The organism is Streptomyces parvus, from assembly GCF_014648875.1.
In the GTDB taxonomy this organism is placed as follows: Bacteria; Actinomycetota; Actinomycetes; order Streptomycetales; family Streptomycetaceae; genus Streptomyces; species Streptomyces parvus.
In genome coordinates this window covers 256,433-274,579 of sequence record NZ_BMRY01000009.1, presented here as the reverse complement: position 1 = coordinate 274,579, position 18,147 = coordinate 256,433, and the positions used below count along the sequence as shown (strand labels likewise).

Annotated in this window: 14 protein-coding genes; 7 read left to right on the top strand and 7 right to left on the bottom strand. The window is 75.2% G+C overall.

All coding sequences use genetic code 11. The features are described from left to right. Window positions 1-14 precede the first annotated feature (14 nt). On the bottom strand, window positions 15-914 hold the full coding sequence (locus IE140_RS26480; protein WP_150196712.1) for a nitroreductase/quinone reductase family protein: 900 nt from the start codon (window positions 912-914) through the stop codon (window positions 15-17). A 370-nt stretch (window positions 915-1,284) separates the two neighbouring features. On the opposite strand from IE140_RS26480, the gene IE140_RS26475 reads away from it, so the two are divergent. Beyond that, window positions 1,285-1,584, top strand: coding sequence for a DUF2087 domain-containing protein (locus IE140_RS26475; protein ID WP_150196713.1), 300 nt, complete (start codon window positions 1,285-1,287; stop codon window positions 1,582-1,584). Between the two features lie 37 nt (window positions 1,585-1,621). Here the strand turns inward: IE140_RS26475 and IE140_RS26470 are convergent, their stop codons facing one another. Beyond that, entirely contained in the window at window positions 1,622-2,455 is an 834-nt protein-coding gene (locus IE140_RS26470) for an aldo/keto reductase (protein ID WP_189460760.1), read from the bottom strand. 271 nt (window positions 2,456-2,726) lie between these two features. Here IE140_RS26470 and IE140_RS26465 point away from each other — a divergent pair, with 271 nt between their 5' ends. Beyond that, complete coding sequence (locus tag IE140_RS26465; protein WP_150198786.1) at window positions 2,727-4,022, top strand: alpha/beta fold hydrolase; 1,296 nt, start codon at window positions 2,727-2,729, stop codon at window positions 4,020-4,022. A 98-nt stretch (window positions 4,023-4,120) separates the two neighbouring features. Here IE140_RS26465 and IE140_RS26460 read toward each other — a convergent pair whose 3' ends face one another. Next, entirely contained in the window at window positions 4,121-4,693 is a 573-nt protein-coding gene (locus tag IE140_RS26460; protein WP_093442388.1) for a rhodanese-like domain-containing protein, read from the bottom strand. 72 nt (window positions 4,694-4,765) lie between these two features. Between IE140_RS26460 and IE140_RS26455 the strand changes: the two genes are divergently transcribed. From IE140_RS26455 to IE140_RS26435, 5 genes are all read left to right on the top strand, one after another. Further along, the gene (locus IE140_RS26455; RefSeq protein WP_093442391.1) at window positions 4,766-5,500 is read left to right on the top strand and encodes a PIG-L deacetylase family protein; all 735 of its coding nucleotides are present in this window, start codon (window positions 4,766-4,768) and stop codon (window positions 5,498-5,500) included. A gap of 127 nt (window positions 5,501-5,627) precedes the next feature. Further along, a complete protein-coding gene (locus IE140_RS26450; protein WP_150197853.1) occupies window positions 5,628-6,227 on the top strand; it encodes a helix-turn-helix domain-containing protein in 600 nt (199 codons plus the stop codon). Window positions 6,228-6,356: 129 nt separating this feature from the next. Then, window positions 6,357-7,322 carry an NADPH:quinone oxidoreductase family protein gene (locus IE140_RS26445; RefSeq protein WP_150197855.1) on the top strand — a complete coding sequence of 322 codons (966 nt, stop codon included), beginning with the start codon at window positions 6,357-6,359 and terminating at the stop codon, window positions 7,320-7,322. Further along, window positions 7,319-8,512: an acyl-CoA dehydrogenase family protein gene (locus tag IE140_RS26440; protein ID WP_093442396.1), complete on the top strand. Its 1,194-nt coding sequence runs from the start codon at window positions 7,319-7,321 to the stop codon at window positions 8,510-8,512. The genes IE140_RS26445 and IE140_RS26440 overlap by 4 nt, the downstream gene beginning before the upstream one ends. Beyond that, window positions 8,509-9,642 (top strand): acyl-CoA dehydrogenase family protein, encoded by a 1,134-nt coding sequence (locus IE140_RS26435; protein ID WP_109181156.1) that lies wholly within the window; start codon window positions 8,509-8,511, stop codon window positions 9,640-9,642. Before IE140_RS26440 ends, IE140_RS26435 begins: the two co-directional genes overlap by 4 nt. Here the strand turns inward: IE140_RS26435 and IE140_RS26430 are convergent. From IE140_RS26430 to IE140_RS26415, 4 genes are all read right to left on the bottom strand, one after another. Then, window positions 9,639-11,345: a thiopeptide-type bacteriocin biosynthesis protein gene (locus tag IE140_RS26430; protein ID WP_150197857.1), complete on the bottom strand. Its 1,707-nt coding sequence runs from the start codon at window positions 11,343-11,345 to the stop codon at window positions 9,639-9,641. The two genes, IE140_RS26435 and IE140_RS26430, sit on opposite strands and share 4 nt — an antisense overlap. A 137-nt stretch (window positions 11,346-11,482) precedes the next feature. Continuing rightward, complete coding sequence (locus tag IE140_RS26425) at window positions 11,483-13,396, bottom strand: TOMM precursor leader peptide-binding protein (RefSeq protein WP_150197859.1); 1,914 nt, start codon at window positions 13,394-13,396, stop codon at window positions 11,483-11,485. Next, the gene (locus IE140_RS26420; protein ID WP_189460758.1) at window positions 13,393-15,336 is read right to left on the bottom strand and encodes a hypothetical protein; all 1,944 of its coding nucleotides are present in this window, start codon (window positions 15,334-15,336) and stop codon (window positions 13,393-13,395) included. The genes IE140_RS26425 and IE140_RS26420 overlap by 4 nt, the downstream gene beginning before the upstream one ends. Then, the gene (locus IE140_RS26415) at window positions 15,333-18,113 is read right to left on the bottom strand and encodes a lantibiotic dehydratase (protein WP_229826908.1); all 2,781 of its coding nucleotides are present in this window, start codon (window positions 18,111-18,113) and stop codon (window positions 15,333-15,335) included. The genes IE140_RS26420 and IE140_RS26415 overlap by 4 nt, the downstream gene beginning before the upstream one ends. Window positions 18,114-18,147: the final 34 nt, after the last annotated feature.

The following is an 18,147-nucleotide window of genomic DNA, read 5'->3' as shown; positions in this document are numbered from 1 at the left end:
CGGACGGTTCGTCCTCAGGCCGCGGCCGGGGGCCAGGGCACCTCGGCGAGCAGGGGCAGGATGTGCTCCTCCTCGTAGTCGAGGTGGGCGGTCAGTTCCTCCGTCATCCGGGCCAGTTCGGCACGGAAGCGGTCCGGTTCCGCGATGGCCGCATCGGCCAGCAGGTCCGCGAGCGCCGACTGCACGGCTCCGATGGAGCGGTGCTCCTCCCGCAGCCGGTCGAAGACGTCCCGCAGATGGGGGTGGTAGCCCTCCATCGCGGGGAACATATGCCCGTCCTCGGCCGTGTGGTGGAACTCCAGCGCCTGGCAGAACGCCAGACAGCGCTGCCGGATCTGCAACCCGAGACCGGGGGCGGGCGGTTCACCGGCGCCCCCGTGCCCCGCGCGCTCGGCGAAGTACGCCTCGGTCTCGTCGTGCGCGTGGCGCAGCTGGTCCCGCAGCCAGGTGTGCACCTCGACCAGCTTGTCGGCGAGCGAGGTGACCGGGGGAGCCACCGCGTCGGGGTCGGGGAGTTCCAGCACCACGACCGGCAGCACCCGGTCGGTGGCGTCCTGGTACTCCGCGTACCCGGGCGCCTCGGCGACGACCCGGGCGAAGAGTTCGTCGCGCCGGGCCCCTTCCGCGGGTACGGCGAGTGACTCGAACTCCTCGCCCCCCAGCTCGACCCGCACGGTGGGGTGGGCGAGGAGGTTGCGATACCAGTCGGGGTGGACCGGTGCGCCGAGGTTGGAGGCGACGACGAGGAGCCGGCGGCCGTCGCGGACATGGCCGAGCGGGGTGGTGTGCGGCTTTCCGGAGCGGGCGCCGGTGGTGGTGAGCAGGAGGAGGTCGGTGCCCTCGAAGGGGCCGCCGACCTTCCCCGCGTTGGCACGGAATTCGGTGATGACGGACTGCTGGAAGGTCTGGGGCATGGAGGTTCTGGGTCTCCCGGAGGAAATGCGGGCGGGTGAAAGGCCCGACGCGTCGCGGAGCACCGGCCGTTGGGCGCGCAGAGGCGGGCATGCGGCCGGGGCAGAGGTGCCCGAGGGCGGAGATGCTCAGAGGCAGGGGGCGATGAATGGACTCATGGCGTCATCCCTGGAAGAAGGTGCTGGCTTGATCGCCGGCCGGCCCAGATCTCTTTGGCCAGCGTCACGCTGCACGGACAGCATGAGAACCCGAGCCGCCCGCCCCTGTCAATGCGGGGGCGGGCAACTTCAACGCGAGGGCGGGCAACGGAAGGGCGGGCAACGCCGGGAAAACGCGTTGCCCGCCCTGGGGAAGCCTGCGACGCTTCCGGCCATGCCCACGGAACAACAGACTCTTGCGCCGCTGCCCCCAACTCCTCGGACGCACCCGGTGGAGGCGCTCTTCTCGCACGGCCGCCTGGTCGCGATCCCGCGCAAGGAGGCCCGCCGGGAGCAGCTGCTCGTGCACCTCGCCGACACGCTGTTCGAGCGGGAGCGCTCGTACACCGAGCGCGAGGTGAACGAGGCGCTCCTCACCGTCCACGAGGACTGCTCCGCGCTGCGCCGCTATCTCGTCGTCGCGGGGCTGCTGGTCCGGCCCCGCGACGGCAGCAGTTACCGCCGCGGACGCTGACCCGCTGCCGGTCACCGCAACGGCCCGCCGAACCTCGTCAGTTGAGGATGTCGGGGTCCGGTCCGGTGCGCATGCCCCGGTCCAGGGCGGCGACGGCGTCCAGGTCCGTGGCCGACAGCTCGAAGTCGAAGACGTCGATGTTCTGCCGGATCCGCTCGGGCGTGACCGACTTCGGGATCACGATGTTGCCGAGCTGGAGGTGCCAGCGCAGGACCACCTGGGCCGGGGACTTGCCGTGCCGCTCCGCGATGGAGACCAGGGTCTCCTCCTTGAGGAGGGCTCCCTGGGCCAGCGGGCTCCAGGCCTCGGTGGCGATGCCGTGCCCGGCATGGAAGGCACGCAGCTCGCTCTGCTGAAGACCCGGGTGCAGCTCGATCTGGTTGACGGCGGGGACGAGCGTGCCCGTCTCCAGCAGTCGGCTCAGGTGGGCGGGCTGGAAGTTGGAGACCCCGGCCGCGCGGATCCTGCCGTCGGCGGCCAGCTTCTCCAGGGCGCGCCAGCTCTCGGGGTACAGGTCGTGGGCGGGCGTCGGCCAGTGGATCAGGTAGAGGTCCACGTGATCGAGGCCGAGCTTGGCCACGCTCGCGTCGAACGCCGCGAGCGTGGCCTCGTAGCCCTGGTCGGCGTTCCACAGCTTCGTCGTGACGAAGAGCTCCTCGCGGGGGATCCCGGACGCGGCCAGTGCCCGGCCCACGCCGACCTCGTTGCCGTAGATCGCCGCGGTGTCGATGGACCGGTATCCGGCCTCCAGCGCCGCGGAGACGGCCACGGTGGTCTCGTCGTCGGGCACCTGGAAGACGCCGAAGCCGAGCTGGGGGATGGTCACGCCGTTGTTGAGCGTGACGGTGGGAACGGTGGGGGTGGTGGGCATGGGGGGGCCTTCCGTGGCGCGATGCGCGCCGATATGAACGGCGTGCGACATTTACTGGCGTCCACAATAGTTGCACGCGCGGGCTATGGGCAAACGCGGGCAAGGTGACGACGGGGACGGGGACGGGGACGGGGGCGGGGGCGGGGGCAGGGGCGGGGGTGCGGGTCGGCGTCCGGCCCTGCGTGCATGCCCCCTTCGCCGGACCGGGGCGGTCATGTGCTGGACTGGCGCTTTCGCCCGGATCAGCCAGCACCCCGATTCAGGAGTTCCCGTGACCAGTTACCGGCAGCCCGGCGTCGTCCTCACCGACCGCCGCTTCACCGTGCCCCTCGACCACAGCGACCCCGGCGGCGAGCAGATCGAGGTGTACGGCCGGGAAGCGGTCGCCGCATCCCGGGCCGGCGAGGAACTGCCCTGGCTGGTCTACCTGGAGGGCGGTCCCGGCTTCGGCGCACGCCGGTTCGTCGGTACGGAGGCCTGGCTCGGCCGGGCCCTGCGCGAGTTCCGGGTGCTGCTCCTCGACCAGCGGGGGACCGGTCTCTCCACCCCGGCGAACCGGCAGACCCTGCCGCTGCGCGGCGGCCCGCGCGAGCAGGCCGACTACCTCGCCCACTTCCGCTCCGACTCCATCGTCCGCGACTGCGAGCTGATCCGGCAGCGGCTCACCGGCGGAGCGCCCTGGACGGTCCTCGGCCAGTCCTTCGGCGGCTTCTGCGCCGTCCGCTACCTCTCCGCCGCCCCGGAAGGGCTCAAGGAGGTCCTGATCACCGGCGGGCTGCCCTCGCTGGACGCGCACGCGGACGACGTCTACCGGGCCGCGTACCCCCGCATCGAGCGGAAGGTCGCCGCCCACTACGCCCGCTACCCGCAGGACGTCGAGCGCGCCCGCGCCATCGCCGCCCACCTCGCCGAGCACCGGCCCGAGAGCGCCGGACACCGGCTGACCCCCGAGGGCTTCCAGTCGCTCGGCATCCTGCTCGGCACCGGCAGCGGCAGCCACCAGCTCCACTACCTGCTGGAGAACGCGTTCGTCCGCACCCCGGGCGCCACCGAACTCTCCGACACCTTCCAGGAAGCGATGCGCACCGCGGCCTCCTTCGCCGGGCACCCGCTCTACGCCCTGCTGCACGAAGCCATCTACGGGCAGGGCGAGCGCGCCACGGACTGGGCCGCCGAGCGCGTACGAGGAGAGTTCCCGCAGTTCGACGCGGCGACCGCGCTCAAGGGCGACGGCCCCGTCCTCTTCACCGGCGAGACGATCCACCCCTGGCACTTCGACGTCGACCCGGCGCTGCGGCCCCTGCGCGAGACCGCCGAGCTGCTGGCCCGGCGCACCGACTGGCCGGTGCTGTACGACCCCGAGCGGCTGGCCGCCAACGAGGTTCCGGTCGCGGCGGCCGTCTACCACGACGACATGTACGTCGACACCGCGGACTCGCTGCGCACGGCGGCGGCGATCCGGGGGCTGCGGACCTGGGTGACGGACGAGTACGAGCACGACGGGGTCCGCGCGGGCGGCCCCCGGGTCCTGGACCGGCTGCTGGCCCTGGTGCGCGACGAGGCCTGAGCCGGCCGGGCCGCCGGGGCCGGCTCAGGCCTCGTCGCGGCCGGTCCCGGGGCGGGCGGGCCGACCGACCGGGCCCCGGCCCGCCCGGGCTCGTCGGTTCAGCGCTGGAGCTCCTCCAGCGTGGCGTCCAGGTCGCCGGCGGCCCGGGGGGCCCGGTTGTGCGGCAGCTTCGAGAGGACCGCCGCCATTCCGCAGGTGTTGCTGAGCGCCGAATAGACCAGGCCCGTGCCGACGCCCGCGGAGAGCCAGCGCGCCGCCGGGAAACGGATGCCCGCCACCAGCCCCGCCACCACCAGCGAGCCCGCCGCGAGCCGCACCTGGCGCTCCATGGCCCAGGTGGTGCGCGCTCCCTCGGGGCGGTCCAGGCCGCGCCCGTCACCCTCCCAGGCGGACGTGCCGCCGGTCAGCGTCACGGCCTCGATGTCCGCGCCCGAGAGGATCTCGCACGCCCGGGTGGACCGGACCCCGGACGCGCACACCACCAGCAGTGAACCGCGCGCGGACGCGGACTTGAGCGCGGGCAGCGCGTCCGGCAGCTTGTCGAGCGGGATGTTCAGGGCGCCGGGGACATGCCCGGCAGCGTACTCGCCCGGAGCCCGCACATCGATGACGGTGAACTCCTCCAGGCGGGCTGCGGCCTGGGCGGGGGAGAGGGAGGCGGGGCTGGGCACGAGGGCTTCCTTTCGTTCGGCCGGACTCCAGCGTCGCACGCCCGCCGCCGGAGCCGGAGGTAGCCTGCCCGTATGACGCCGCAGCGACTCGAGCCCATGCCCGTCGACTGGCAGCGCGCCCTGGCCGTGGTCGCCCACCCGGACGACCTGGAGTACGGGGCGGCCGCCGCCGTGGCCGAGTGGACCGATGGCGGGCGCGAGGTCGTCTACCTCCTCGCCAGCCGCGGCGAGGCCGGGATCGATACCCTGCCGCCCGAGGAGTGCGCGCCGGTGCGCGAGCGGGAGCAGCGGGCGAGCGCCGCCGTCGTCGGCGTGACGACCGTGGAGTTCCTGGACCACCGCGACGGCGTCATCGAGTACGGCACCGGGCTGCGCCGCGACATCGCCGCGGCCATCCGCCGCCACCGCCCCGAACTGGTCGTCACCCTCAACCATCGGGACACCTGGGGCGGGGTCGCCTGGAACACTCCCGACCACCGCGCGGTCGGGCGTGCCACTCTCGACGCCGTCGCCGACGCCGGCAACCGCTGGATCTTCCCGGAGCTGGGCGAGCGGGGACTCCAGCCGTGGAACGGGGTGCGCTGGATCGCCGTGGCGGGCAGTGACCGGCCCACCCACGCGGTCGACGCGACGGCCGGTCTCGAACGCTCGGTCCGGTCCCTGCTGGAGCACCGCACGTACATCGAGGCGCTGACCCAGGAGGACCCGGAGCGGTACTGCCGGACCTTCCTGACCGGCATGGCCGAGGCCGCCGCCGAGCGGTTCGGTGGCCGGCCCGCCGTCACCTTCGAAGTCTTCGCGCAGTAGTTTCTAGGTCTTCGCGCACCTTCGGGGTCTTCGCGCAACAAGGCGCGTCGCCGTGCGTCGCCGCGCGCTTCGCCCGGGTGCGCTTTGTCCGGTTGACAAAACGGCTTGCCGATTCTGCAATGGCCGGATGAAGGAACGCGACCGGGACGATCCGGAACTGGAGTCCGTCCTCTCCGGCGTCGGCCCCCGACTGCGCCGGCTGCGCAAGGACCGTGGGGTCACCCTCGCCGCTCTCTCGGCCGCCACCGGTATCTCCGTCTCCACGCTCTCCCGGCTGGAGTCCGGCGGCCGCCGCCCCAGCCTCGAACTGATGCTGCCGATCGCCCGCGCCCACGAGGTGCCGCTCGACGACCTCGTGGGCGCCACGCCGGTCGGCGACCCCCGGGTGCGGGCCAAGCCGATCGTGCAGCACGGCCGGACCATGCTGCCGCTGACCGCCCGGCCGGGCGGTCTCCAGGCGTACAAGCTGATCCAGGAGCCGGGCAGCGGCGGCCCGCCGGAGCAGCGCACGCACGAGGGGTACGAGTGGCTGTTCGTGCTCTCCGGGAAGCTGCGGCTGCTGCTGGCCGAACACGATCTGGTGCTGGAGCCCGGAGAGGCCGCCGAGTTCGACACCCGGCTGCCGCACTGGTTCGGCCCCGCCGAGGGCGAGAGGGTGGAGTTCCTCAGCCTCTTCGGTCCGCAGGGCGAGCGGATGCATGTACGGGCGAAGCCCAGGCGCGGCTGAGGTCCGGAGCCTCCCGAGGCCGCGCCCGGGGTGTTCCCAGATCGGCAAGCGACCGCTTAGTATGCGGCGCAGCAGTGGTAATGCCGACCGCTCCGGCGGTTGACGCCGACAGTGTTGTGGAGGCCCCTCATGCAGGCATGGCGAGTGCACCGGAACGGCGAGCCGGGCGAGGTGATGCGGCTGGAGGAGGCGGACCGGCCCACGCCCGGCGACGGGCAGGTGCTCGTCGAGGTCCGCGCGGCGAACGTCAACTTCCCCGACGCCCTGCTCTGCCGGGGCCAGTACCAGGTGCGGCCGCCGCTGCCCTTCACCCCGGGACTGGAGGTGTGCGGCACCACCGAGGACGGACGGCGGGTCCTCGCCAACCCGGTCCTGCCGCACGGCGGCTTCGCCGACTGGATCGTCGCGGACGAGGCGGCCCTGCTCCCGGCCCCCGACGCCCTGGACGACGCCGAGGCGGCCGCTCTGCACGTCGGCTACCAGACGGGCTGGTTCGGCCTGCACCGCCGCGCCCACCTCCAGCCCGGCGAGACCCTCCTCGTCCACGCGGCGGCCGGCGGCGTCGGCAGCGCCGCCGTCCAGCTCGGCAAGGCCGCGGGCGCGAAGGTCATCGGCGTCGTCGGCGGCCCCGACAAGGCGGCAGTCGCCCGGGAGCTCGGCTGCGACCTGGTCATCGACCGGCGGAGCGAGGACATCGTCGCCGCCGTCAAGGAAGCCACCGGCGGGCGCGGCGCGGACGTCGTCTACGACCCGGTCGGCGGCGACGCGTACACCAAGTCCACCAAGTGCATCGCCTTCGAAGGACGCATCCTCCTCATCGGCTTCGCCAGCGGCGTCATCCCCACCCCGGCCCTCAACCACGCCCTGGTGAAGAACTACTCAGTTGTCGGGCTGCACTGGGGTCTCTACAACACCAAGGACCCGGCCGCGGTCCGCGCCTGTCACGAGGAGCTGACCAAGCTCGCCGAACAGGGGATCGTGAAGCCACTGATCAGTGAGCGTGTCGCGATGGCCGATGCCGCCCGCGCCGTCCAGCGCGTCGCCGAAGGCACCAGCACCGGCCGCATCGTCGTCCTGCCCGGAGGCGCCCGATGAGCCCCGCGGCCGACGCCGCCGAGGTCCGCCGCCGGACCCGCGAGCTGCTCGCCGCGCACCCGCCCGCCACCACCGGCCGCACGGACTTCCTCAAGGCCCGCTTCGACGCCGGACTCGCCTGGGTCCACTACCCGGTGGGCCTCGGCGGGCTCGACGCGCCCCGCTCCCTCCAGCAGGTCGCCGACGCCGAGCTCGCCGCAGCCGACGCGCCGGACAACGACCCGCGGCGCATCGGCATCGGCCTCGGCATGGCCGCCCCCACCATCCTCGGCTTCGGCACCGACGAGCAGAAGCGCCGCTTCCTGCGCCCCCTGTGGGTGGGGGAGGAGGTCTGGTGCCAGCTGTTCAGCGAACCGGGCGCCGGATCCGACCTCGCCGCCCTGGCCACCCGGGCCGTGAGGGACGAGAGAGGCGACTGGATCGTCGACGGCCAGAAGGTCTGGACGTCCAGCGCCCACCTGGCCCGCTGGGCGATCCTCATCGCCCGCACCGACCCCGACCTGCCCAAGCACCGGGGCATCAGCTACTTCATCTGCGACATGACCGACCCCGGCGTCGAGGTCCGGCCGCTGCGCCAGATCACCGGCGAGGCCGAGTTCAACGAGGTCTTCCTCACCGGCGTACGCATTCCCGACAGCCACCGGCTCGGGCCCGTCGGCGACGGGTGGAAGGTCGCCCAGACCACCCTGATGAACGAGCGCGTCTCCATCGGCGGCTCCCGCATCCCCCGCGAGGGCGGCATGATCGGCCCGGTCGCGAAGACCTGGCGCGAACGACCCGAGCTGCGTACCCCCGACACCCACCAGCGCCTGCTGAGCCTCTGGGTGGAGGCCGAGGTCGCCCGACTCACCGGCGAACGGCTGCGCCAGCAACTCGTCGCCGGACAGCCCGGACCCGAGGGCTCGGGCATGAAGCTCGCCTTCGCCCGCCTCAATCAGGAGATCAGCGGCCTGGAGGTCGAACTCCTGGCCGACGAGGGCCTGTTGTACAGCGACTGGACCATGGTCCGCCCGGAGCTGGTCGACTTCACCGGACGGGACGCCGGATACCGCTATCTGCGCTCCAAGGGCAACTCCATCGAGGGCGGCACCAGCGAGGTCCTGCTGAACATCGTGGCCGAACGCGTCCTCGGCCTGCCCGCCGAGCCCCGCAACGACAAGGACGTCGCCTGGAAGGACCTGAGCCGATGACCGCCCCCACCCGGACCACCGTCACCCGACCTCCCGCCACTCCCGACCTGCTCTACTCGCAGGACGAGGAGGATCTCCGCTCCGCCGTGCGCGCCCTCCTCGCCGACCGGGCCGACGCGCCGACGGTGATCGCCGCCACCGAGTCCGACACGCCGTACGACCCGCGGCTGTGGTCCTCGCTGGCCGGCGACATCGGAGCGGCCGGACTCCTCGTCCCCGAGAAGCTCGGAGGCCAGGGCGCGTCCCACCGCGAGGCCGCCGTCGTCCTGGAGGAGCTGGGCCGCAGCGTCGCCCCCGCCCCCTACCTGACCAGCTCCGTCGTGGCCACCGAGACCCTCCTCGCGCTCGGCGCCGAGGACGGACCGGCCGCCGCGCTCCTCGGCGAACTGGCCTCCGGAGCGCGTACGGCCGTGCTCGCCGTGCCCTTCGCGACCCCGCCCGCCGGGGCGGGGCCGGTCCTCGCCGCGCTCGACGGCACGGTCCGGGGCATCGCCGACGCGCCGGCCGCCGACGTCCTGCTGGTGCCGACCGCCGAAGGGCTGTACGCGGTCGAGACCTCGGGCCCCGGCGTGACCGTCGAGGCGCTCGTCCCGCTCGACCTGACCCGCCCGCTCGCCGCCGTCACCCTGACCGGGGCGGCCGGGACGCTGCTCGCCGACGCGGACGCGAGCGCCACCGCCGTACGGCGCGGACTGCTCGCCGGAGCCGGACTGCTCGCCTCCGAGCAGCTCGGGATCGCCGAGTGGTGTCTGACCGAGACCGTCCGCCACACCCGCGAACGCCACCAGTTCAACCGGCCGGTCGGATCGTTCCAGGCGCTCAAGCACCGGATGGCACACCTCTGGCTGGAGGTCGTCTCGGCCCGCGCCGCCGCCCGCAACGCCGCCGACGCGCTGGCCACCGGCAGCCCCGACGCCCCGCTCGCCGTCGCGGTGGCGCAGGCGTACTGCTCGGGCGTCGCCGTGCACGCCGCCGAGGAGTGCGTCCAGCTGCACGGCGGGATCGGCATGACCTGGGAGCACCCCGCGCACCTGTACCTCAAGCGGGCCAAGGCGGACTCCCTGGCCTACGGCTCGGCGGGCAGCCACCGTGAGGAGGTCGCGGAGCTGGCGGAACTCCCGGCCCCCTAGGGGGTGTTCGGCCGGCCCCCGGGACTGTTCCACCGGCCGACCGGCAGAATGTACTGGAGCGGCCGGTCGAGGTCGTCCAGCGCGAAGACCTCGTGGGCCAGGTCGTCCCGGAAACCGCCGAGCGGTGTGGCGGCGAGGCCGAGCGCGGTCGCGGTCATCAGCAGCGACTGCGCGAGATGGCCCGCCTCCAGCAGCCCCAGCCGCAGCGCCCGCAGCCCGTAGCGCTCCCTGAGCCGCCCCAGGTCCACATGGAGACCGAGGAGCACGGGGAGCGCGTCCGGCACGATCCCCTCGGGGTCGTCGTCGGCGCGCGAGAGGTACGAGGACAGCGCCCTGACCTCGTCCGGGGCGGGCGCCGGCCCGACGTACCGCAGCGAACGCCGCTCCGGCAGACACCGGTAGGTGCCCGGCGCCAGACCGTCCACGTCCAGCGCGATCAGCCGCAGACCGGCGGTGTAGAGGGCGCCCGCGCTCGGATACGGCCGGTGGTGCACGATCTGTTCGCCGCCGCCCGCGAACCGCTGGACCGACTCGTGCCCCGGGGCGTGCGAGCCCCACAGCAGCGTGCCCAGGGTCCGGGCGTCCAGCGGACCGGTGAGGGCACCCCGCCGGGAGATCCGGCCGGTCATCACCGCGTGCAGCGGGGTGTCGGGGAACGGGCCTGCGGGAAGCGGGAGTTCGGGGACGGACGGCCTGGAGCGGGGTACCTCCTCACGGGCCGGGAGGGGGCGCGGCGCCGAATCCTGTTCCCGCCCGATGTGGAACTTGCTCCGCTCCAGGTACTGCCGGTCGGGGGAGGTGTGGTCCTCCGGGAAGTACGACGCCGACCCGCCCGGGTCGAGCAGGGCGCGCGCGGCCAGCCGGCACACCGCCCGCTCCTCGTCGGGCGCCAGCCCCAACCGGTTGAAGGCCATGTGCAGCTGGGAGGCCCAGATCCGCGGGCGGTCCACCGGAGGGGAGGCAGCCCGCAGCGCCCGGTCGACGTCGCGGACCCCCTCGTACCAGTCGGCCTGCGGGCCCGGGGCCGTGCCGTCCGCCAGCGCCCGGCGCACCGCCCGCGCCCGGCTCACGAACGCCTCGCGTTGCAGCGCGTAGACACCGTTCACCTTCGCGTGGACGTGCTGAGGGCCCAGCAGGGGTACGTTCTCGGCCCACCGCCAGCCGGCGGCGTGCCCCCGCAGCCACCGTGCCGCCGCCGGCCGGTCCATTCCGCAGGCGAGGGCGGTGCCCTGGGCCAGGTCGATGCCCAGGGCCAGCCGGGCACTGCCGCGCGGGGTGTCCCGGACGGCCCGCACGGCCATCCGGCTGGACAGGACGAACACCTCCTCCGCCGTCGGAAGGGCGGCGGGCCCTCCGTAGCGTCCGGTCTCCGGGACGTACGGCACCAGGCGAACCTCGGCGTGCTCCGCCCGCCCGGCGGCGGCCCGGCTCCGCACGGCTTCGGCGACCGGCACCCGGGCGGCCAGACGGCCGAGAACCGGCGGAAGGGAGGCCGCCCGGGCCTCCGTCACCCCGCGCACCCGCAGCCGCAGATGGTGCCCGCCCTCGTCGTAGCGGATGAAGAACCAGCCGGTCGCCCCGCCCGCACCGACGAGCCCGTCCAGGAGCGGGGCCACGTCCTCGGTGAGGAAGGCGTCGACGTCCTCGGGGGCGGACCGCAGGAAACAGTGGAGACTGAGCCAGGAGGCTCGGGGTCCGTTCATCACGTGCTGGCTTCCTGTCCGTGTCGGAGCTCGGGTAGCGGTGTCGTGGCCGGTGGCCGGTGGCCGGTGGCCGGTGGCCGGTGGCCGGTGGCCGGTGGTCGGCGGTCGTGCGGAGGGCAGTCGGCCAGGGGGGCGCCTCATGGGAACGGGTGCGGGTGCAGCGCGAGTTCGTCGTGCCGGGGGACCCGCGCCGCGCGCCCCAGCCGGAACGGCACCTCCAGGAGCCGTTCGAGTCCGAGCGTGCGCCGGTTGACATGCCCGAACGTCATCGGCAGGGAGCCCGGAACCACCACCTTCGCCGTGTGCAGCCCCAGCCGGTCGCGTACCGAGGACTCGCTCAGCGGGACGACGACGACCTCCAGGCCGAGAGCGGCCAGCCGGGCGACGGTCTCCTCCAGCAGCGCGGTGACGTCGGTCGAGGGCGGCCGGGCCGAAGCCCCGGGCCAGAGCTCCCGCCAGTCGGCCTCCGGCCCGTCGGGGTCGAGGAAGTCCAGCCGGGGAAGCGCCTCCGGGAGGGTGTTGACGGCCACATGGTCCGTGAGCGTCCTGACCCGCTCGGGCCGCTCCAGCATCGGCAGCAGCCGCCGCCGGTCGAACAGCTCCGGTTCGGCCCGGTGCCGGTGAACGGCGTTGACCACGTTGGTCACGACCTCGGCGACGGCCGAGCGGACCGCCGCCGAAGGGTGGTGGTGGCTCCCGGCGGCGACGAACGCCCGGGGAGCGGCGGCGGGCCGGCCCCGGTGCCGGGCGACGGCGACGACGGCGGGCACCTGGAAGTCGTTCGTCGCGTCGAACAGGGTCACCCGGTATCCGGCGAGCGCCGCCCGGTCCACCAGATGCGCCACCTCCGGGTCGTCGTCCGGCACGGAGAGCCGGCGCAGCGGGGTGCGCGCGTACCACGCCATCAGGAACGCGTCCCGCTCGGCCACCTCGAACAGCCCGTACAGCGCGGCCTCCGCCGGGCTGTTGCCCAGCCCGCAGCCGTTGGAGCACTCGTACACCACCCGGGGGCGGCCGGGGCTCGGGTCCCAGTAGGCCACGTGCTCGGGCACCGCCGTCGTCCGGTCGCGGGTCAGGGACCAGCCGTGCACCCAGTCCAGTTCGAGATCCGGTGTGTACGGCACGGTCGCCGATGCCGGGTGACCGTGGTGGGCGGGGTCGGGCAGCCCGAGCCGCACCGGGTCCACCGCCCGTTCCGGGCCGAGTTCCGCGTACGGGGCGCGCAGGACGGTCCGGTGGCCGGTGGGGCTCATCGACGCCAGCCGTTCGGCGGCCTCGAACAGGGCGACGCGCTCACTGCTCCCGAAGTCGGGGCCCCGCCCGTAGCCGCCGTCGCGCGTATGCCGGCCGTACGTCACATAGGCGCTGGTCAGACTGTGGACGGACTCCTCGGTGCGCAGGATCTGGTGGACCGGCCCGAAGCGATCGTCGAACAGGGCCCCGCGCAGATCCGCCACACCCGTACGCGCGTTGGGCTCGCGCAGCGACACCGGATCGCAGGACGGCCGGGGAGCGCGGCGCGCGTCCGGCCCGAAGACCGCCTCGGGTACCCCGGGGCCGTCGGGCGGGAGAGGCCCGCAGACCGCGCAACCGCCCATGGGCGCGAGGCGATGGGTCGACCAGGTGCCCCGGGCGGTGTGGACGACGTGGACGACCGCCCCGTCACCGTCCAGGAGCGAGGCGGCCAGCACGGCGGCGGCGTCGGCGAACGCCGGGGACGGCCGGCCCTCCAGCCGCAACCCGGCGCTGTGCCACGGCACCCGGCCGCCGATCGTCGCCAGCCGCCGGTACTCGCCGCACGCCAGACAGCGCCGCGCACCGGGCCGCAGCACGGGTCCGACGACCGTCAACGCCCCGTCGCCCCGGACGGGGACGAGCGACACCGGGTGGCGCAGCGCGTGCCGGGACAGCTCCTCCGCCGTCCCGAGGGACCAGGAGTCCAGCACCACGACGGCTGCCCCCTCGGCGAGGCGCAGGGCCCCCGCCGGGTCGAGAACCGGGACGGACGTCTCCTCCACCAGGGCCCGCCGCAGCGGGTCGGCCCCGGTCACCGGAGCCCTCCGGTGTCTCCGCGGTGTTCAGCGGGCCCGGGCGGCGCGGACAGCACCGAGAACCCGCACTGCTGGAGTGCCGACCACAGTGCGTGTACGCCGGCCGGGGCGTCGGCCGACGGCTCCCAGGGCCGGGGAGCGTGTCCGGTCGGAGCCGCCCGGGCGGTCAGGGCCTGCTGGAGCTCCGGCTCCCGCGCGGCCGATGCCGCCAGCCACGCCGTCGTCCACCCGGCGTCCTCCCACGGGGCGGTGTCCGCTCCCCGGGCGAGTACGGCCGACGCCCCGCCGGGCGTCACCAGGTGGCGGACCCCCGGGAGCTCGACGGCCGCCCGCACCCCGACCGCGGCGGACAGCGCCGCGTAAGCGACGGCGTCGTCCGCCGACGCCTCGACGGCCGTCCCGAGCAGGTGCCCAGCCGTACGTTCCCGGACGCGGGCGCGGAACACGCTCGCGCCGAGCCGTGCCACCGCCACGTCCGCGTCGACCCCGAGCCGCCGCACCAGCACCGACCACCAGTGCAGAGCCTGCGGACACCGTCCGGGGCCGGGGCCCCAGGACACCGGCACGGCATCCCCGCCGACCGCCGTACGCCGCAGCGCGCGCCCGCGTGCGTGTTCCGGGCCCGCCCCCACCACCGGGCCTCCCTCCCCGCCCTCGCCCAGCCGGAGTTCGGCCGCACGGCAGACCGCCTCCAGCCGCGCCAGGTCGGCCCGGGCGGCCCCGGAGAGCAGCACCCCGTCCGCCACCTCGCAGCGCACCAGCGCCACGGGCAGCTGGGGGAGCGTCCCGGGGTCGGGGGCGTCCAGCACCCCGACGAGCCGGTCGGTGAGCACCGGGATGCGGGCCAGTGCCTCGGCCAGTGTCCGTAACGCCGGAGCCGGGCGGGCCCGGTCGGCGTCCACGAGCACGGGCCCCGCCCAGTTCCGGTACTCACCGCGCAACGGCTCCCGCTCCGCGACGAGCACCGTCGGCACCCCGGGAACGAGCCGGGCGTCGTCCGCCTCGGCCGACGGGTCGCGCAGCCCGGCCACCGCGCACACCAGTCGATGGGCAGCCGAGGACGCCAGGAGTGCGGGCAGCCCGGCCTGTTCCGGCGGGCCGGGCGCCCCCCGCGCGCGCAGCTGCCCGGCCAGCGCGTCGGCGTCGGCGAGTGCCTGCGCGACGCTGCCCACCGGGGTGACGAACCCGATGCCCGACCGCAGGCCGACGGCCACCGCCGGCTCTCCACGGTCCTGCGGCGGGCCGACGGCCACGGCGGGTTCGCCGCGACCCCGCTCCGGCCCATCCGGCACGGCGGGTGACGGGGCGCCGCCCCCGGTCGCGGTCAGCAGGACCCGGCCGTCCGCCGAGGCCGCCCCCGCCACGACCTCGGCACGGAGACCGGCTCGTTCCAGGGCCCGCGCGGCGGAGCGGGCGAGGGGACCCTCCGGGTCCGCGGCGATGACCCGGGCCCGGCTGCGGCCGAGCGCGGCGGCGGCCGTGGCGGGCCGGTCGGCGACCGCCCCGAGCCAGGGCCCGGAGGTTTTCTCCGTAGTCCCGTCCGGCTGTTCGGCGAGGCCGGCCCGCTCGACCAGGAGGTGGTGTTCGTGGAGCCGGGCGATCACCGTGAGCAGGGCGGCCCGGACCGGAGAGCCCGCCGGAGCCGACCGGGCCAGCCGCGCGCTCCGGTCCGCGGCGAGCGCGCCGGCGGCGGTGAGCGTCTCGGCCAGGCGGGACCACAGCACCCGCAGCCCGGGCCCGCCCTCCAGGGTGACGCCGGTGATCCAGCCCCGCAGGTGGACACCGTCGGGCAGTTCGGTCACCGCCACCCCCGGACGTAACGTCCACCGTCCCAGCGTCTGCACCGCGTCCGGTGCGTCCGCTGCGTCCGGTGTGTCCGGTGCCGCCTGTGGTCCCGGCCGGGTGGCGGCCGCGTCGGGTGGCGCCTGTTCGACGGTCATCGCTCGTCCCTTCGTCTCACGAGTTCGCCGCGTGCGGTGAGGTCTTCGCCGTCCGTGCCGTCCGTGCCGTCCGTGCCGTCCGTGCCGTCCGTGCCGTCCGTGCGGTCCGTGCCGGCCGTGGGCCGTCCGGCCCGGTAGGTCTCCACCGCCAGTTCCACCGCCGCGCTGCCCGGCCCCCGGACCGGCGCGGGCAGCGCCTCCTCCAGGACCGCGCCGCCGGGGTGTCGGGCCAGCCATCTGGCCAGGCAGCGCAGATGGAGCGCGTCGCCGAGATCGAGGTACTGCGGCTTGGGCCGGTCCAGGGCGCGTAGCAGGTCCTCGTCCACCCGTGCGCTCCGTCGCGGGGGCGCGGCGCGCAGGAACAGCTGATCGGGCACGCCGAGCAGCGCCCGCCAGCGCGCCACCGTCCGCACCGGCACCTCACCCTCGGCCGCGAGCTCCGCCGTCAGCGCCGCCACCGTGCCGCCCGCCAGTTCCCACCGGCGGCGGCGCAGCACGAGGTGGCGGTGGCGCAGCCGGGGCGTCCGCACGAGCCGTCCACCCGGTACGTCGGAGACGTGCCGGGGCACCAGCGGTCCGAAGTCCGTGATGCCGTGCGGGTGGTCCATCACCAGCGGCGCGAGTCTGGGTTCCAGGAGCAGCGGCGCGAGCACCCCCGCGTAGAGCACGTCGACCCACGCGCGGGTACCCCTGACCCGGACCCGTACGTCGTCGCCGACCGGGTCGTGGACCAGTTCCACGTCCTCCACACCGACGGAGGCGAGGGAGCGGTCCTCCCCGATCTCGTCCGGTACGAACAGGGGGTGCAGGTTGGCGTTGAAGCCGTTGACCGGCCGCACCTGGGCGACCCGGGCACCGGGGCCGAGCGTGGCGGACACGGCGGCCCCCGTCTCCCGGGAGGCGGCGGGGGCCAGAGTGTCCAGGAACCTGCTGCCGAACCGTCCCCAGCCCCCGTACAGGTGGTTCACACACAGCTCCCCGTCCGGTCCGCGCTGGAGGAAGGCGGTGTACGACGAAGGGCGCCGGGCCGCCCACGGCGGCATCCGCGAGCCGAGCGCGGCCACCGCGCCGACCGGCAGCACGACCTCGTCGTCGGGCCCGCCGCCACCGGCGGAGTGCGCCTGGTGCACGGCGTTCACCAGCCCGGCCCGGAGTTCCGCGAGCCGCCGGACGCCCCCCGCGGCCGTCTGCCCGTCGCCGTCCGCGCCGGGCCGGGCAGCCTCGGCGGCGGCCCGGGCGGCCCGCTGCCACGCCTCGCCCGCGGCCGCGCCGAAGTCCCACACGTGCGCGCAGACCCCGCCGGGCCCGTACCGCGCGACGAAGGCGTCCCGCACCTGCCGGCGCACCTCCGGGCCGAGGTCGAACACCTCGGCCAGGGAGGCCAGTTCACCGAGCGCCTGGTGGTCCGCGGTGTCGAGGAAGCCGTCCAGTCGGACCGGCCGCCGCAGGACGACGTCCTCGCTGAGCACGGTGAGACGGGCGGGCGCGGGGCCGACGGGACGGCCCGCCTCGCCGAGGAGCGCCGCCCAGCGCTCCCTGAGGGAGGCGAGTACGGCGGACCGGTGGTCGGGGCCGGCCGTGGCGAACGCGTCGGTGTCCGCGGCGACTGCCTCGACGCGCCGGGCGAGCGCGCGGTCCCGCGGTGATCCGGTGCTCCGGAGCCAGTCGGCCAGCCGGGGGAGCGGCGCGGGGTCCTGCGGGTGGAAGGGCGGCACGGGGACGACCAGCCCGGCGTCACGGACCTGCCGGACGAAGGCGGCCGCGGCGTCCGCCCGTTCCGGGCTCGCGTCGTCCGCCTCCGCTCCCGCCGCCGTTCTCGCGAGCAGTGCGGCCAGGACGTCCGGCCGGGCCGGCGGGTCGCAGAGCGCGGCGAGCCGCTGGAGCGGTGCCGACGCGCCGAGAGCGACCTCGTCGTCCTCCACCGCGAGGAAGCGCGCGGCCGTGAAGGCCGTACGGGAGCGGGCGAGGGCGGCACGGCCCTCGGTGACGCGCACGCTGCTGCACATGCGGTGCGGCAGGGTCGCGCGTCGGCGCGGGTCCGAGGCCAGTGCGGCGAACAGCGTGTCCACGAGTGTCCGGTTGGCGCGGACGACGGTGCGGGACGCGTCCAGGGGCAGATCCGCACCGTGCCAGGAAGCCGTGCCCCGGTCCGGGGGCGAGGGCGCCGGCAGCAACCCCCACCCGACGCCCGTGAACGCGGAGAGCGGTGTGGTGCGGGCGAACGCCCGGGTCGCGTGCCGCACCACCCCCGCCTCCTCCTTCCGTGCCCGGCGGTCCCGCCGGTCCTCCCCGGCCCGGGTCACCGCCCGCAGCAGGTCGGCGCTGGTGAACGAGGCGGCGCGTAGGAACGAGGGGTCCCGGCAGAGCCCGGCGAGCTCGGACCGTGCGGCGGCGAGAGCGGGGCCGGTGGCCCGCCGCAGTGCCGTGAGCGCCTCCTCCCGGCGGTCGCGCACGGCGAGCCAGGCGCGCAGTTCGGGCAGCCGGCCGGGAAGACCGTCCAGAGCGCGCAGCAGCACGGGCCGGGGCTCGCGCCCGTTGTGCACGGCACGGCGGAGCGGCAGCACCACGGCGCGGTGGAACTCCTCCGTGTGGCCCGCCCGGCTCGCGTACAGCGCGTCTCCGAGATCCGGTGCCAGCGCCGCCAGCTCGCGCTCCAGCACCACCAGCTCGGCCAGCGCCGCGCGGAAGGCGGCGCCCGGGGCGGCTTCGGCGGGCCGGTGCAGCAGTGTCGAACGGATCAGAGCGCCGGGAGCGACCCGGGGGAGCGGGAGATTCACAGGGGTCCAGTCGACAGGGGCAACGGCACGGACA